The following is a 14,661-nucleotide window of genomic DNA, read 5'->3' as shown; positions in this document are numbered from 1 at the left end:
TTAATCTTTTGTTCAATCTTCTATAGAAGCTCAGCTTTTTGTTAAAGATGCATCACTAACTGTTTTCATCTTATCGTCTTAGCTGACAAGTTCACTATAAATACAGTAGAATAGGGGCAAGGAAGTGATGAACATGCTTTACGAACAATTGATGATGGATTCTGGAGTATTAACCAAGTTTAACTTGTTCAAACGAATCACACAGATCAATCAATCTGATCTATCAATTACACAATTATCCGAAGAAAAATCTTTAAATTATCAACAAACATTTATAATATTAAACGACATTAATAATGATTTAAAAAAAATAATGAAAACACATCCTTCAATTTTGAAGAAAGCAGGCAAGATCGATAGCACTAAATTGCTTGTCACCATTGATGAATATCGCTATTTCTTACTAAAAAAATCTGTACCTTTTCAATTTATTTTGTATCTTTTAAACCATGAAACGCCTAGTGTAGATGATTTCTGTGAACGTTATTTTGTTAGTCGATCCACCGTTTCCAGAAAGATGCTGCCTTTAAAGAAGCATGTCAAACAATTTAATTTACGTTTTGGTTATACTGAAGCAAATCTAATTGGTGATGAGCGCTCTGTTAGAGTAGCCCTTTTCAATGCCCTTTGGTTAGGAACTAGAGGAACTTCCTGGCCTTTTGAAAGTGTCGCTTTTGAAGATGCAGAACGATTAGCGTTAGCGTTTGCTGAGTATTTTCCGTTATCGAGAACGTATCTTGGCGCAAAGGAATTAACGTATTTTGCTGCGATTTTTCTTTGCCGGACCCGCAAGAAATTTTTCGTTCCTTATGATGATTGTTATGATTTTCTGATGATGGATAATCCCTATTATGACTTCGAACGTTTGAATAAAGAATTAGGACCAGCACAAGCTCTTTCAGAAGAACACAGCAAGGGGGAAAGTAGCTTTATATTTTTCCTCGCTCACTACGCACCTTTTTATACGCTGGATGATGATCCTTCATTGTTTCAAACGCTTCATGATTTTACGACTCGACCAAATCTAGTGTATGAGTTGGTTCAAGAATTTTTAGAATATGCCAAATCCAATATATTTATTGAAGATACCGAATCCCTTGATAATCCAATCATTGTCGGTAATTTGCTGAATGTCATGTTTACTTTTTATGCGTTGCGTCAGCCATTCCCTAGTTTAGAAAGACTTGTTGAAGCACCTAAAACTCGAAGTAAAGCAAATAAATTTTTAGAAACAAAGATTCAACAATTTTTTGATGAGCAAGCGCAGCACACTGGTCGCAAGTTCATCTATACAATCAAAAAACCGCTTGTCCATTCATTTAAAAATGTTTTATTGCCTATTTATGATAAGCCGAAGTATTCTGAACATTTGAAAGTCGGAGTTGCCTTTGAGCACAGTTTTCTTCTTGTCAGTAGAATTTATCAATTCTTAAATGATCTAGGCTTTGTTGATGCTGCACCATATAAAGAAGAAATGAACGATGAATACGATCTAGTCATCAGCTCTTCCTTACTGCCTAGGAGAAAAACGCCTGATCTGCCGCTCTATTTTTGGGATCTATCGTATAAGGAAGACGAATTATCTGATTTGTATCGAGTCCTACAGAAACTTTTTGAGAAGAAAAATATCGTACAAGATTAAACAATGCTTTCAATATATTTTAAAAGCTACTACTTATGGTGTTTCTTGTTAACTTAACAAAAACCGCACAATGCATTGTGCGGTTTTTGTTCTATTTGTCGCAGGCTTCATTTATTCATATCCTTGACATTTGGAGTACGAATGAAGTATCCGACCTGATTTTCGTTTATTCATATTTTACTTCAACTAAGTATAAGCCTTCCGGATTTGCCGTTGGACCAGCAAACTTCCGGTCTTTAGCAGCAAGAATCTGAGGGATCGTTGTTTCATCGATCCGCCCCGCACCCATTTTAAGTAACGTACCTACTAAAATTCGAATCATCTTGTATAAAAAACCATCTCCGCGAAAGGTAAAAATCAATTCATTTTCTGCATCATTTACCTCAAGCTTCGCCTCATAAATCGTTCGAACCTTATCCTCGATTTCTGTACCTGATGCACAAAACGAGGTAAAATCATGAGTTCCCAATAAATCAGGCAATGCTCGCTGAATCTTAGCTGTATCGATTGGATAAGGAAAATGAGTGGCATAAAATCGTTTAAACGGACTTCTTGGTTTACCGATATCCACACGGAAACAGTACGTTTTTTCAACCACATGGTAACGAGCATGAAAATCCTCTTGTACAATCTCTACACTTTTTACTGCAATATCCTTTGGCGTTTGTGTATCTAATGCATAACGCATTTTTTCTAAGTCTCTCGTTTGGCTATAATCAAAATGAATCACTTGTCCTTCAGCGTGAACGCCTGCATCTGTTCGGCCTGAACCAAAAATAGTGATCGTTTTGCCATTATTGATTTTTCGTAACGTGTTTTCAAATTCTCCTTGAACCGTTCGTTTATCTGGTTGAACTTGAAAACCATTAAAATTTGTTCCATCATAAGCAATCACTGCTTTATAACGCGGCATTTCTTTTTCCACCTTTACTTCTAACTTCTTATAAAAATCAAGACAACCGTCAGGATCACAAATGCCAGCATCACAATAGTATCTTTTAAATGCCAATGTAAGATCCGGTATTTTGTCCGTCCATCTCCGCCTTGGTATCCTCTAGCTTCCATGGCAGTCGCTAGATCCTCAGCTCGGTTAAAACTGCTGACAAACAAGGGAATCAGTAAAGGAACAACTGCCTTCATTTTTTGAATCAAGTTTCCTTCACCGAAATCCACCCCTCTAGCACGTTGCGCGTTCATGATTTTTTCTGTCTCATCCATCAAGGTCGGTACAAAACGCAACGCGATCGACAGCATCAATGATACTTCATGTACAGGAAAACGAATCACTTTCAACGGGCGCAGCAGATACTCGATTGCATCTGATAAATCAAGAGGCGGTGTAGTTAATGTCAATAAGGTAGACATAAAGATAATCAACACAAATCGGCAAAAAATAAACAAGCCATTGATTACACCAAATTCCGTGATCGTGAAAATCCCCCACTTGAAATAGACTTCTCCACCTTGGGTAAACAGCATCTGCAATGCAACAGTAAAGAGTATCAACCAAATCAGCGGTTTGATTCCGCGAATAAAGAAACGAATATTGACTTTCGATAAAAAAATCGCAAATAACGTAAATAGAGCTAAAACAGCGTATGTCTGCCAGTTATTTGCCAAGAATATAATGCCAATGAAATAAAAACTAGCAATCAGCTTTGCTCGTGGGTCCATCGTGTGGATAAACGATTCTCCCGGAATATATCGCCCAAAAATCAATTTATTCATCACAGGTCAACACCTGCCTTTAAGTCCTTTAATAAATCATCTGCTAATGCTTCAGCTGTTAAAGGCAATTGTTCAAATGACATTCCCTTAGCTATCAGCTTTTCAGCAAAGTCTGCGGCTGTTGGTACTCCCAGCTGCTTTTCCTTCAACCAATCGATATCTGAAAAAACGACTTGCGGTGTTCCAGCTTTAACGATTCTCCCCTTTTCCAGCACGATCACATGATTAGCATAATTAGCCACATCGTCCATTAAATGAGTCACTAAGACGATCGTCATTCCACGCTGTTCATGAAGTTGTTGGAACATCTCCATCATTTCCTTGCGCCCTTGTGGATCTAGTCCTGCTGTAGGCTCATCTAAAACTAAAACTTCTGGCTCCATTGCTAAAGCACCGGCAATAGCAACTCGGCGCATCTGTCCTCCAGATAATTCAAACGGTGAACGCTCTAAATAGCTATCATCAAGACCAACAAGATTCAACATCTCTTTGGCCAAACGTTTCCCTTCTTCATCCGTAATACCGAAATTTTTAGGTCCAAAAGCAATATCTTTTTCAACTGTTTCTTCAAATAATTGAGCTTCTGGAAACTGAAAAACGATACCAACTTTTTTTCGAATCGGTTTTAAATTTTTATTATTGGTTTCAGGAATGATTGTTCGATCACCGATCATCACTTTTCCCTTTGTCGGTTTAACTAACGCATTTAAGTGCTGAAGCAATGTCGATTTGCCGCTTCCTGTATGTCCAACGATCGCCGTATACGAACCATCTTCTATCGTTAAATTCAAATCGAATAAAGCCCGTTGTTCAAATGGTGTATTCGGCTGGTACGTAAAATCTACTTGTTCAAAACGGATGTCCATAACCAATCCACCATCCTTTCTTCGGTCAAATATTCATCAGGCACAACAATCCCACGTTCTTTTAAAGCAATTTTTAATTTTTCTGGAAATGGTAGATCCAGCCCCATTTGCACTAATTCTGTCCCAGCAGAAAAAATTTCGGCAGGTGTGCCTTCTTTCACCAATTCTCCTTGTTTCATGACTAATATCTTATTCGCATTTGCCGCTTCGTCAATATCATGTGTGATCGAGATCACAGTCAAATTGCTTTCTTCTTTGATTTTTTTGATTGTCGAGATTACTTCTTCTCTACCTTCCGGGTCCAGCATACTTGTGGCCTCATCTAAAATAATAATGTCCGGGCGCAGCGCTACAACACCAGCAATCGCCACTCGTTGTTTTTGTCCACCAGACAGTCGTGCAGGCTCACGTGTCGCAAATGAATCCATCCGTACCTTCTCTAATGCATCTTTCACTCTAACAAGCATTTCTTCACGAGGAATTCCTTGATTCTCCAAGCCAAATGCCACATCGTCTTCTACAGTCGATCCAACAAATTGATTATCTGGATTTTGAAAAACCATTCCAACCATTCGTCTGATCTCCCACACATTCTCTTCGTTTAATACTTTTCCGCCAACAGAAATACTACCAGCTTCCGGTAGCAATAATCCATTGATCGTTTTAGCCAACGTTGATTTTCCTGAGCCATTATGCCCAATAATTGCTATCCACTCACCTTGTTGGATGGAAAAAGATACATCGTTCAAAGCGGGAGAGGCATCTTCGGGCTGATAGCTAAACTTGATATTTTTTAATTCAATTATCGGTTGCATCGCGTACTCCCTCGATTATTTAGTCTTACTAACACTAACAAAAAATCAGTGCTTTTTCAATTATCTATTCTTTCCTCTGCACTATTCTCTATTATAACAAAATAAGGAGCACTATGGGTATTCTAATCTGTCAAGACAGGAAGTTTTTTTAATCACTTTACTAATATATAAAAGTCATAGATAATCATCAGATTACTTCTAACGATTATCCATGACTTTTATACCCTACAATCTAATGTACTATATCACTGTTGCTCTTTTTCTACTTTATAGATTTCACTTTCTTTGAAACCTTGTTCTCATTTATTCAAATATTCAAATGCATATTGTGCATATAATTCTGCTCCGATTTCCATCGCTTCTTCATCAACATTGAATCTACCATGATGATGTGCCCACTGCGTATCTTTTTCGGGATTACCGCAGCCAACTAGCGCAAAACAACCAGGTGTATTTTCTGTAAAGTAGCTAAAATCTTCGCCGCCAGTGGTTGGTGGTTCTTGAATAAGTGCAGATTCGCCAAAGTTCTCTTTGATGATTGCTTGGGCAAACAAGGCATCTGCTTCATCATTGATCACAGGAACCGTACCATAATCATACACTACATCCGCCGTTCCGCCATACATCGCAGCAGTTTGCTCAGCATAACGTTTTAACGCCTTCTCTACTCGATCACGTGTCTCGATGCTAAAACAACGTACTGTTCCTTCTAAACGGGCATTTTCAGCAATCACATTAAATCGTGTTCCCACATTCATTTTACCAACAGTCACAACAACAGGATCTAATGGATTTGTCTCTCTTGAAACCACGTTTTGAACATTCATTACAAATGACGAAGCAATCACAGCTGCATCTACACAGGCATCTGGCATTGCACCATGACCCCCGCGACCTTTAAAATCGATCGAAAAAATATCTGCCGATGCAAATGACGAACCCACCACACAAGAGGCTGTTCCAGAAAGCATCTGAGACCAAATATGGATGCCGAAAACATCGTTTACACCGTCTACTGCTCCTTGTGCGACCATTGCTTTAGCTCCTTGTGCATTTTCCTCTGATGGCTGGAAAATAAATCGAACCCTTCCTTTGATTTGTGATTGAACTTCCTTCAATGCTTTCGCTGCTGTCAACAGCATTGCGGTATGTGCATCATGGCCACATGCATGCATTTTGCCGTCTTCTAATGATTTATATGAAAGACCCTCCGTCAATTCTTGAACTGGGAGTGCATCCATATCTGCCCGCAAAGCAACTGTCTTACCAGCTTGTCCACCAACCAGTTCTGCAATAATGCCTGTAGGTTCTGTCTTACGGTAAGGAATCCCAATTTTATCTAACGCTTCTGCAACTTTTTCTGTTGTTCTAAACTCTTCAAATTGTAGCTCCGGATGTTGATGTAAATCTCTTCTAAAAGCGATCATTTCGTTTTTATGCTTTTGAATCAACTCTTTTAATTCGTTCATTTTAGATCCTCATTTCTATAAGCTTAATAAGATACTTGAAAATACTCCAGCCAATACGACTGATACAATCGTAACTGTTATAAAACCAGCTACTAACATAGGTGGCATCATATGACTTGTCAGGGCTTCTTTTTCCTTTTCATCTTCAGTCAATGACTGAATGACTTCGTTGGTAATGATATAATCCGCTGGAAAGCCATATAAGGCCGTTAAAGAGACCGCAAATGCCATTTCTTTACTGACACCTAGAATTCTTCCAACAACTGCTGAAAAGACATACATGCCAATCACACCAATAAGAATAATACCGACCATCGGTAATAGTAATTCTTCAAGCATTTCCGGTGTTGCTTTCTTTAAACCATCAAAGATAAACAGCATCAATCCTAAAATTGCAAATCCAAAACTATTCGCTTTTTTTAACGGCTGCTTTTCTAAAAGACCTAGTGAAGATGCAACAACTCCGAAAAATAAACAAAGTACAAATGGACTAATCGATACAAATGGTGCACACCAAACAGAAACATAATAGGCAACCAATGCTACGATGGCTAAACGAAAGATTCTTGAAAAATCAGTGTGGTATTTTTTAGGAACAGTCTTAAACAAGCTGGGTATCTCTTCGTCACGTAACTTACTTTGATCATTTTCTTGTTCATGAACAGGGGTCCATTCGCCACTACGATACTTTTCAAGCATTCGTTTTCCTTCTTTTTTTAGCATGATCGACGTTAGTGGATAGCCTGCAAATCCCTGCATGACATAAATCAAAATGGCTAATACTGATAACGAAGTCAAACCGGCTGTCTGAGCTGCTTCAGACATGATCAATGAAGATACCACTCCACCAACTAACGGCGGAACAGCCACCAAAACTGTTTTTAGATCGAAAACGAATGATCCCACCGTCAGCAATACGACAACAATACCTAAAATACCAGAAAGAGTGATAACGATCGTTTTCCATTGGTTCGCTAATTCTTTGATCGATAACAGCGTTCCCATATTCGTAATCAATAAATACATCAATAATGTCGCAACTACTGCTGGAATTCCCGCGATCTCAACAATATTTTCTGGAAAAAAAGTCCAATAACCAATAACAAACAGTACTGCACAAACAAAAACAGATGAAACCCAGGCTTTTGTTTTACTTGATACAACGTCTCCTATGTATAAAATTCCCATTAATAAAGTAAATGCCGTCATCTGTGCCATAATCTTCCCCCTTTAAGCTCCTTTTTATTTTGTCAGAAAATTCCGACTAATAAAAGTATACTAAAGATTACACACAGATGCAATAACATAACAAGACAAATTTTTATGCATTTTAATAACAAAAAAACCCTAAGAATATTCCCAGGGCAAAAAAATACACCTTATACTATGATGAGTGCTTCTCTGCTGAATCAGTAATTCAGCAGAGAAAGCGTTGAGCTAGACTAGGAGTCGCCTCCAACATCATAACACTCTAAAAGAATCATCTATAAAGTGACGGTATAGTTTGATTATTTAACAAATTCGATAATTACCATTGGTGCTGCATCTCCGCGTCTTGGTTCTGTCTTCAAGATACGAGTGTAACCACCTTGACGTTCAGCATAACGAGGTGCTAAATCATTGAATAATTTTTGTAAAGCAGATTCAACAACAATAGCTTCGTTTTCTTCACGTACGCTTGCAACTTCATTTCGTACAAATGTAGCTGCTTGACGACGAGCATGAAGATCTCCACGTTTGCCTAAAGTAATCATTTTTTCTGTAGTTGAACGAATTTCCTTCGCACGAGCTTCAGTTGTAACGATACGTTCGTTGATAATTAAATCAGTAGTTAAGTCACGTAACATAGCCTTACGTTGGCTTGATGTACGTCCTAATTTACGATAACCCACGTTGGTTTTCCTCCTTCGTAAAAAGTATTAATCGTCTTTACGTAAGCCTAAACCTAAATCATGTAGTTTTAGTTTAACCTCTTCAAGAGATTTACGACCTAAATTACGTACTTTGATCATTTCTGGTTCAGATTTATTTGTAAGTTCCTGTACAGTGTTAATTCCTGCACGTTTTAAACAGTTGTATGAACGAACAGACAAGTCTAGTTCTTCGATGGTCATTTCTAACATTTTTTCTTTTTGTGTTTCTTCTTTTTCAACCATGATTTCAGCGTTTTTCGCTTCATCAGTAAGATTTACAAAGATGTCTAAATGCTCCGTCATGATCTTAGCAGCTAAGCTAAGAGCTTCTTGAGGAATGATTGAACCATCAGTCCATATTTCCATTGTTAATTTGTCGAAATCATCACGACGACCAACACGAGTGTTTTCTACTTGGTAGTTCACACGGCGAACTGGTGTATAGATGGAATCAACAGGGAGAACACCAATCGGCATATCTTCCTTTTTGTTTTCGTCTGCTTGAACATAGCCACGACCAGGTTTCACTGTTAAGCGAGCATGGAAAGTAGCTCCTTCAGAGACACTACAGATAACTAAATCTTTATTCAAGATCTCAACATCGCTGTCAACGATAATATCGCCAGCAGTTACTGTAGCAGGTCCTGTAATATCGATCTCAAGGGTTTTTTCTTCTTCTGCATAAAGCTTTAAAGCTAGACCTTTGATATTCAAAATGATTTGCGTTACGTCTTCTCTAACACCTTTGATAGTAGAGAATTCATGTAGCACACCATCGATCTGAATATTAGTAATAGCGGCTCCTGGTAAAGAAGATAATAAAATACGACGTAGAGAATTACCTAAAGTAGTCCCGTAACCTCTTTCCAGTGGTTCAACGACGAACTTGCCATAATCTCTATTCTCATCAATTTTTTCGATTCTTGGTTTTTCAAATTCAATCATTCTTATCTATACCCCTTTCAAAACGAAAAGTGTCTTGTTCAATGACGTTCTTGATTCAAACTCAGAATGAGTGGCACTCATTAAACACGACGGCGTTTTGGAGGGCGGCATCCATTATGAGGAACTGGAGTCACGTCACGAATTGCAGTCACTTCTAAACCTGTTGCTTGCAATGAACGAATCGCTGCTTCACGTCCAGAACCTGGTCCTTTAACTGTTACATCAACAGTTTTAAGTCCGTGTTCTTGTGCTGCTTTAGTTGCAGCTTCTGCGGCCATTTGAGCTGCAAACGGTGTTGATTTTTTGCTTCCTTTGAAACCTAATGATCCTGCTGATGACCATGCTAAAGCATTTCCATGAGTATCAGTAATCATTACAATTGTATTATTGAATGTAGAATGGATATGTGCAACTCCAGCTTCTATATTCTTTTTCACACGGCGTTTACGACTAACTTTTTTTGCTGCCATGAAGATCTAACCTCCTTCACTTAGGAATTATTTTTTCTTGCCTGCTACAGTACGAGCTGGGCCTTTACGAGTACGTGCATTATTTTTCGTGTTTTGTCCACGAGTTGGTAATCCACGACGATGACGAATTCCACGGTAAGAACCGATTTCCATCAAACGTTTGATGTTCAAGTTCACTTCACGACGAAGATCCCCTTCAACTTTTAACTTATCAATTTCCGCACGGATCGCATCTGTTTGTTCGTTTGTTAAGTCACGAACGCGAATATCTTCAGATACGCCAACGTTTGCTAATACTTGTTTAGCTGTAGTGTTTCCAATACCATAAATATAAGTAAGTGAAATTACTACACGTTTATCACGAGGGATGTCTACTCCTGCAATACGAGCCATTCTACGTTACACCTCCTATTATCCTTGACGTTGTTTATGTTTTGGATTTGCTGGGCAAATGACCATAACACGTCCTTTACGGCGAATTACTTTACAATGTTCACACATTGGTTTTACTGATGGTCTTACTTTCATGATAATACCTCCCTGAATTTTACGGAGTACAATTATTTAAAGCGATAAGTGATTCGACCACGAGTTAAATCATAAGGAGATAACTCTACAGTCACTTTATCTCCAGGTAAAATTCGAATATAGTGCATACGGATCTTACCGGAAACAGTAGCAAGAACTTGGTGTCCATTTTCTAGTTCAACTTTAAACATTGCATTCGGCAAAGTTTCGACGACTGTACCTTCGACTTCAATCATATCTTCTTTAGCCACGCACAGTACCTCCTTGTACTTGTTTCGCATTTTCACACGATAAAATGGCGGAAACTTCAGCTCCCACCTAGAATTTTCAATTAAACTTCCACAAAAAGGTAGAAGTCGGACTGATACATTCTATCATAATTTATTCTATTTGGCAAGAGAATCTGAATCATACACAAAATGGTAAGCTTGTGGCAATTCAAGTACTATCTTTTTTCAATGATTTCTTTCACTTCAGAAAAAACAGTATCGATCTCGCGATTCCCATCTATTGTGTGCAGCACGTTTTCAGCTTTATAGAACTCTAAAATCGGTGCACTGCTTTTGATGTTGACAGCCAGACGGTTTTTGACCGTTTCGGGCTTATCATCTTCTCTTTGATAAAAATCATGTCCGCCGCAACGATCACATGTTCCTTCCACTGCTGGAGGATTGAAAATTTTGTGGTAAGTTGCTCCACATGTACGGCAGATAAAACGGCCAGCCAAGCGATCAACTAATACATCTTCTTCTACATGAATGTCGATGACAGCATCGATTTTTTTATTTAATTCTTGTAACATTTTATTTAATGCTTCTGCTTGATCCAGCGTCCGTGGAAAACCATCTAATAAAAAGCCTTTATCAGTATCTGGTTCAGCCAAACGTTCTTTGACGATTCCGTTTGTTACATCGTCTGGAACCAAAGCACCTTTATCGATATAAGATTTCGCTTCTAAGCCAAGAGCAGTTTCATTTTTCATTGCTGCACGGAACATATCTCCAGTAGAAATATGCGGAATACCGTAAGTATCAACGATTTTTTCTGCTTGAGTTCCTTTGCCTGCTCCAGGCAATCCCATTAAAATGAGGTTCATTTCTTTTCCTCCTAATTTTAAAGGCTGGCTTATGAAGCTAGCCCATAGTGAGAATCATGGTCGAGACGGAAGTGCTTAGCTCCAAGAAATAAGAGACTCTCTTGCTTCACAGAGGGCTACTTCTGTCACGCCGCTTAACGTATAAAGAAAAACAAATGTTTTACCTTTTTACATGATTCTTACTTATTGATAAAGCCAACATATTGACGTTTCAACATTAAACCTTCCAATTGCTTAGCTGTTTCTAATGCAACACCAATCACAATCAGTAAGCTAGTTCCTCCAAGGCCGATAGATTGCGGTAATTGCCAAATCATTTGAGCAATGATCGGTAATAATGCAACTAAACCTAGGAATATAGAACCGACAACACTTAGTCTCATTAACATTCCAGAAATATATTCTTCTGTCCCTTTACCTGGTCGTACGCTTGGAATATAACTTCCTTGCTTTTGTAAGTTTTCCGCTAATTTCTCAGGGTTCACTTGAACAAAGGCATAGAAGAAAGTGAAAGCCACGATCAGTACAGTATAAATAATTGCACCTGGAACGGTATTGTAACTAAAAATTTGTGTCATGATATCATACCAGCCTTCACCGGCATAATTCTTAGAGAAAGCTTGTAAAACAGCATTCGGTGTAGCAATCAGTGAGCTTGCAAAGATAACTGGGATTACACCTGCAGCATTTACTTTTAACGGTAAGTAACTACTTGTTGGTGCACCAGAGACACGTTTTGTGTATTGGATCGGAATTTTGCGTTCTGCTTGTTGGAAAAACGTTACTAATGTAACAACCACTAAAATTGCAATAAGTAATATTGCAATGAAAATAACAGATTGCCAAATTCTAGAAGACTCAATATTGACAAAGTAATCTTCAACGATTTCTTTGATTCCTGCTGGTACTCTTGAAATGATCCCAGCAAAGATAATCATCGAAACACCGTTACCGATTCCTTTTTCAGTAATTTGTTCTCCTAACCAAGTAACAAACATCGTACCACCAGTTAAAATCACAGCGATCATTACAAAGGTACTAATACTAGGATTTTTTACAACCCCAACTGAACTTAATTGTTGAAACCCTGCAGTGATCCCCATTGACTGAGCGATCCCCAAGACAATCGTTAGATATCTTGTTGCCTGATTCAATTTCTTACGTCCAACTTCACCTTGTTTTGACCATTCTACAAATTTTGGAATGATGTCCATTTGCAACAGTTGAATAATGATGGATGCTGTAATGTATGGTGAAACCCCCATCGAAAAGATAGAGAAGTTTTGCATCGCACTACCACTGACCATATTCAACATGTTTAAAAATGGTAAATTGCTTAAGTCTTGCAATCCTTTTGCATTTACGCCAGGTACTGTAATATGAGCACCTAAACGAAATACAAAAAGAATGAATACAGTAAACAAAATTTTTGATCTAATGTCTTTGACTTTAAAAGCATCTTTTAACAGTTTAAACATTAGATCACCTCGATTGATCCACCAGCTGCAACAATTGCTTCCTCTGCTGCTTTAGAGAATTTAGCTGCTTTCACAGTTAATTTTTTAGTTAATTCACCATTGGCAAGAACTTTGATCCCAGCTTTTTCGTTTTTAACGATTCCAGCTTCGATTAGTCCTGCAGGTGTAACTTCAGTTCCATCTTCGAAACGATTTAAGACATCTAAGTTGATGACTGCATAATCTTTACGGTTGATGTTCGTGAAGCCGCGTTTTGGTAAACGACGGAATAATGGAGTTTGACCCCCTTCAAATCCTAAACGTACACCGCCGCCTGAACGAGCTTTTTGCCCTTTTTGTCCGCGACCGGCTGTTTTACCATTACCAGATGAAGTACCACGTCCAACACGGTTACGTACTTGGCGTGAACCTTCAGCAGGTTTCAATTCATGAAGTTTCATTGGTTTGGCACCTCCTTAACAATGTACTATTGTAAATTAAACTTCTTCAACGTCCACTAAATGTGACACAGTGTTGATCATACCTTTGATTGCTTCATTCGCAGGTTTCACAACAGAGCTGTTTACTTTTCCTAAACCCAATGCTTTAACTGTATCTTTTTGGTTTTGAGGACGTCCGATCACGCTGCGTTTTAATGTAACTTTTAATTCAGCCATTCTTATGTCCTCCTTATCCTAAGATTTCTTCTACAGATTTACCGCGAAGTGCTGCCACTTCTTCGGCACGTTTTAATTGTTTTAACCCTTCAACTGTTGCGCGAACAACGTTGATTGGTGTGTTTGAACCTAATGATTTTGATGTAATATCTGCTACACCAGCTAATTCCAATACGGCACGAACTGGTCCACCAGCGGCTACCCCAGAACCTTCTACTGCAGGTTTCATAAGGATACGGCCACCACCAAATACTCCGATCACTTCGTGAGGGATAGTAGAACCAACCATAGGCACTTCAACTAAGTTTTTCTTCGCGTCTTCGATTGCTTTACGGATCGCTTCTGGTACTTCTTGTGCTTTACCAGTACCAAAACCAACGTGTCCGTTTTTATCTCCCACGACAACTAAAGCAGCGAAACGTAGACGACGTCCACCTTTAACAACTTTTGTTACACGGTTGATTGCAACTACGCGGTCTTCTAATTCCAAGTGTTTTGGATCAATATAAACCATGAATGGTGTTCCTCCTTCTCCTAAAATTCTAGTCCATTTTCACGAGCAGCTTCAGCTAAAGCTTGCACGCGGCCATGGTAAAGGTATCCACCACGGTCAAAGACTACTACTTTAATGCCTTTTTCAGCGGCACGTTCAGCAATTAATTTACCAACAGCTGCAGCTGTTTCTGTTTTGTTTCCACCTGAAATATCTTTATCTAAGGCAGAGGCACTTGCTAGCGTTACACCCGCTACGTCATCAATGATTTGCGCGTAGATGTTTTTGTTAGAACGAAATACGTTCAAACGTGGGCACTCAGCAGTACCAGAGATTTTGTTACGTACACGACGGTGTCTCTTTTGACGTGTTTTATTTTTATCTGGTTTTGTAATCACAATTGTCACCTCTTTAATTTTATAGGACTACCATTTCAGGCAATCAACGAGTTGCGGAAAATAGAAGCTGTGACACAAGTAAAATCTCTTTTAATAAAGACAAGCTTCATCAAAACAGCTTTTTCTTGTTGCTCGCTTCTAAGCGATTTTCCTACACATCTCTT

At 38.6% G+C, this 14,661-nt stretch carries 19 protein-coding genes; 1 reads left to right on the top strand and 18 read right to left on the bottom strand.

Annotation, left to right across the window (positions count from 1 at the left end):
- The first annotated feature begins 133 nt into the window (after positions 1 to 133).
- On the top strand, positions 134 to 1,642 hold the full coding sequence (locus BCR25_RS04600; RefSeq protein WP_069662442.1) for a helix-turn-helix domain-containing protein: 1,509 nt from the start codon (positions 134 to 136) through the stop codon (positions 1,640 to 1,642).
- A gap of 166 nt (positions 1,643 to 1,808) precedes the next feature.
- On the opposite strand, the gene truA is transcribed toward BCR25_RS04600, so the two are convergent.
- The 18 genes from truA to rplR all read right to left on the bottom strand — a co-directional run bounded on the left by truA (position 1,809) and on the right by rplR (position 14,497).
- Entirely contained in the window at positions 1,809 to 2,555 is a 747-nt protein-coding gene (truA, locus tag BCR25_RS04595) for a tRNA pseudouridine(38-40) synthase TruA (RefSeq protein ID WP_069662441.1), read from the bottom strand.
- Positions 2,556 to 2,575: 20 nt separating this feature from the next.
- On the bottom strand, positions 2,576 to 3,373 hold the full coding sequence (locus BCR25_RS04590) for an energy-coupling factor transporter transmembrane component T family protein (protein ID WP_069662440.1): 798 nt from the start codon (positions 3,371 to 3,373) through the stop codon (positions 2,576 to 2,578).
- The gene (locus BCR25_RS04585; RefSeq protein WP_069662439.1) at positions 3,370 to 4,236 is read right to left on the bottom strand and encodes an energy-coupling factor ABC transporter ATP-binding protein; all 867 of its coding nucleotides are present in this window, start codon (positions 4,234 to 4,236) and stop codon (positions 3,370 to 3,372) included. The genes BCR25_RS04590 and BCR25_RS04585 overlap by 4 nt, the downstream gene beginning before the upstream one ends.
- Positions 4,212 to 5,051 carry an energy-coupling factor ABC transporter ATP-binding protein gene (locus BCR25_RS04580; RefSeq protein WP_069662438.1) on the bottom strand — a complete coding sequence of 280 codons (840 nt, stop codon included), beginning with the start codon at positions 5,049 to 5,051 and terminating at the stop codon, positions 4,212 to 4,214. The genes BCR25_RS04585 and BCR25_RS04580 overlap by 25 nt, the downstream gene beginning before the upstream one ends.
- A gap of 299 nt (positions 5,052 to 5,350) precedes the next feature.
- Complete coding sequence (locus BCR25_RS04575) at positions 5,351 to 6,520, bottom strand: M20 family metallopeptidase (protein ID WP_069662437.1); 1,170 nt, start codon at positions 6,518 to 6,520, stop codon at positions 5,351 to 5,353.
- Between the two features lie 15 nt (positions 6,521 to 6,535).
- A complete protein-coding gene (locus BCR25_RS04570; protein WP_069662436.1) occupies positions 6,536 to 7,738 on the bottom strand; it encodes a hypothetical protein in 1,203 nt (400 codons plus the stop codon).
- A gap of 290 nt (positions 7,739 to 8,028) precedes the next feature.
- A complete protein-coding gene (gene rplQ / locus BCR25_RS04565; RefSeq protein ID WP_069662435.1) occupies positions 8,029 to 8,412 on the bottom strand; it encodes a 50S ribosomal protein L17 in 384 nt (127 codons plus the stop codon).
- Between the two features lie 27 nt (positions 8,413 to 8,439).
- Positions 8,440 to 9,378 (bottom strand): DNA-directed RNA polymerase subunit alpha, encoded by a 939-nt coding sequence (locus BCR25_RS04560; RefSeq protein WP_069662434.1) that lies wholly within the window; start codon positions 9,376 to 9,378, stop codon positions 8,440 to 8,442.
- A gap of 80 nt (positions 9,379 to 9,458) precedes the next feature.
- A complete protein-coding gene (rpsK, locus tag BCR25_RS04555; RefSeq protein ID WP_069662433.1) occupies positions 9,459 to 9,848 on the bottom strand; it encodes a 30S ribosomal protein S11 in 390 nt (129 codons plus the stop codon).
- A 27-nt stretch (positions 9,849 to 9,875) separates the two neighbouring features.
- Complete coding sequence (gene rpsM / locus BCR25_RS04550) at positions 9,876 to 10,241, bottom strand: 30S ribosomal protein S13 (protein ID WP_069662432.1); 366 nt, start codon at positions 10,239 to 10,241, stop codon at positions 9,876 to 9,878.
- 18 nt (positions 10,242 to 10,259) lie between these two features.
- Positions 10,260 to 10,376: a 50S ribosomal protein L36 gene (rpmJ, locus tag BCR25_RS04545; RefSeq protein ID WP_002288710.1), complete on the bottom strand. Its 117-nt coding sequence runs from the start codon at positions 10,374 to 10,376 to the stop codon at positions 10,260 to 10,262.
- A 32-nt stretch (positions 10,377 to 10,408) separates the two neighbouring features.
- Positions 10,409 to 10,627, bottom strand: coding sequence for a translation initiation factor IF-1 (gene infA / locus BCR25_RS04540; protein WP_002356224.1), 219 nt, complete (start codon positions 10,625 to 10,627; stop codon positions 10,409 to 10,411).
- 194 nt (positions 10,628 to 10,821) lie between these two features.
- Positions 10,822 to 11,472 (bottom strand): adenylate kinase, encoded by a 651-nt coding sequence (locus BCR25_RS04535; protein WP_069662431.1) that lies wholly within the window; start codon positions 11,470 to 11,472, stop codon positions 10,822 to 10,824.
- 179 nt (positions 11,473 to 11,651) lie between these two features.
- Positions 11,652 to 12,950 carry a preprotein translocase subunit SecY gene (gene secY / locus BCR25_RS04530; protein ID WP_069662430.1) on the bottom strand — a complete coding sequence of 433 codons (1,299 nt, stop codon included), beginning with the start codon at positions 12,948 to 12,950 and terminating at the stop codon, positions 11,652 to 11,654.
- Positions 12,950 to 13,390, bottom strand: coding sequence for a 50S ribosomal protein L15 (gene rplO / locus BCR25_RS04525; RefSeq protein ID WP_069662429.1), 441 nt, complete (start codon positions 13,388 to 13,390; stop codon positions 12,950 to 12,952). The genes secY and rplO overlap by 1 nt, the downstream gene beginning before the upstream one ends.
- A gap of 36 nt (positions 13,391 to 13,426) precedes the next feature.
- Positions 13,427 to 13,606 (bottom strand): 50S ribosomal protein L30, encoded by a 180-nt coding sequence (rpmD, locus tag BCR25_RS04520; RefSeq protein ID WP_069635453.1) that lies wholly within the window; start codon positions 13,604 to 13,606, stop codon positions 13,427 to 13,429.
- A 13-nt stretch (positions 13,607 to 13,619) separates the two neighbouring features.
- On the bottom strand, positions 13,620 to 14,120 hold the full coding sequence (gene rpsE / locus BCR25_RS04515; protein ID WP_069635454.1) for a 30S ribosomal protein S5: 501 nt from the start codon (positions 14,118 to 14,120) through the stop codon (positions 13,620 to 13,622).
- A gap of 20 nt (positions 14,121 to 14,140) precedes the next feature.
- On the bottom strand, positions 14,141 to 14,497 hold the full coding sequence (gene rplR, locus BCR25_RS04510) for a 50S ribosomal protein L18 (protein WP_083242581.1): 357 nt from the start codon (positions 14,495 to 14,497) through the stop codon (positions 14,141 to 14,143).
- Positions 14,498 to 14,661 lie beyond the last annotated feature (164 nt).

It is taken from the genome of Enterococcus termitis (assembly GCF_001730305.1).
GTDB classification, from domain to species: Bacteria; Bacillota; Bacilli; order Lactobacillales; family Enterococcaceae; genus Enterococcus_L; species Enterococcus_L termitis.
Note: the sequence above shows the minus strand (reverse complement) of the source record. Positions and strands in the feature narration are given on the sequence as shown.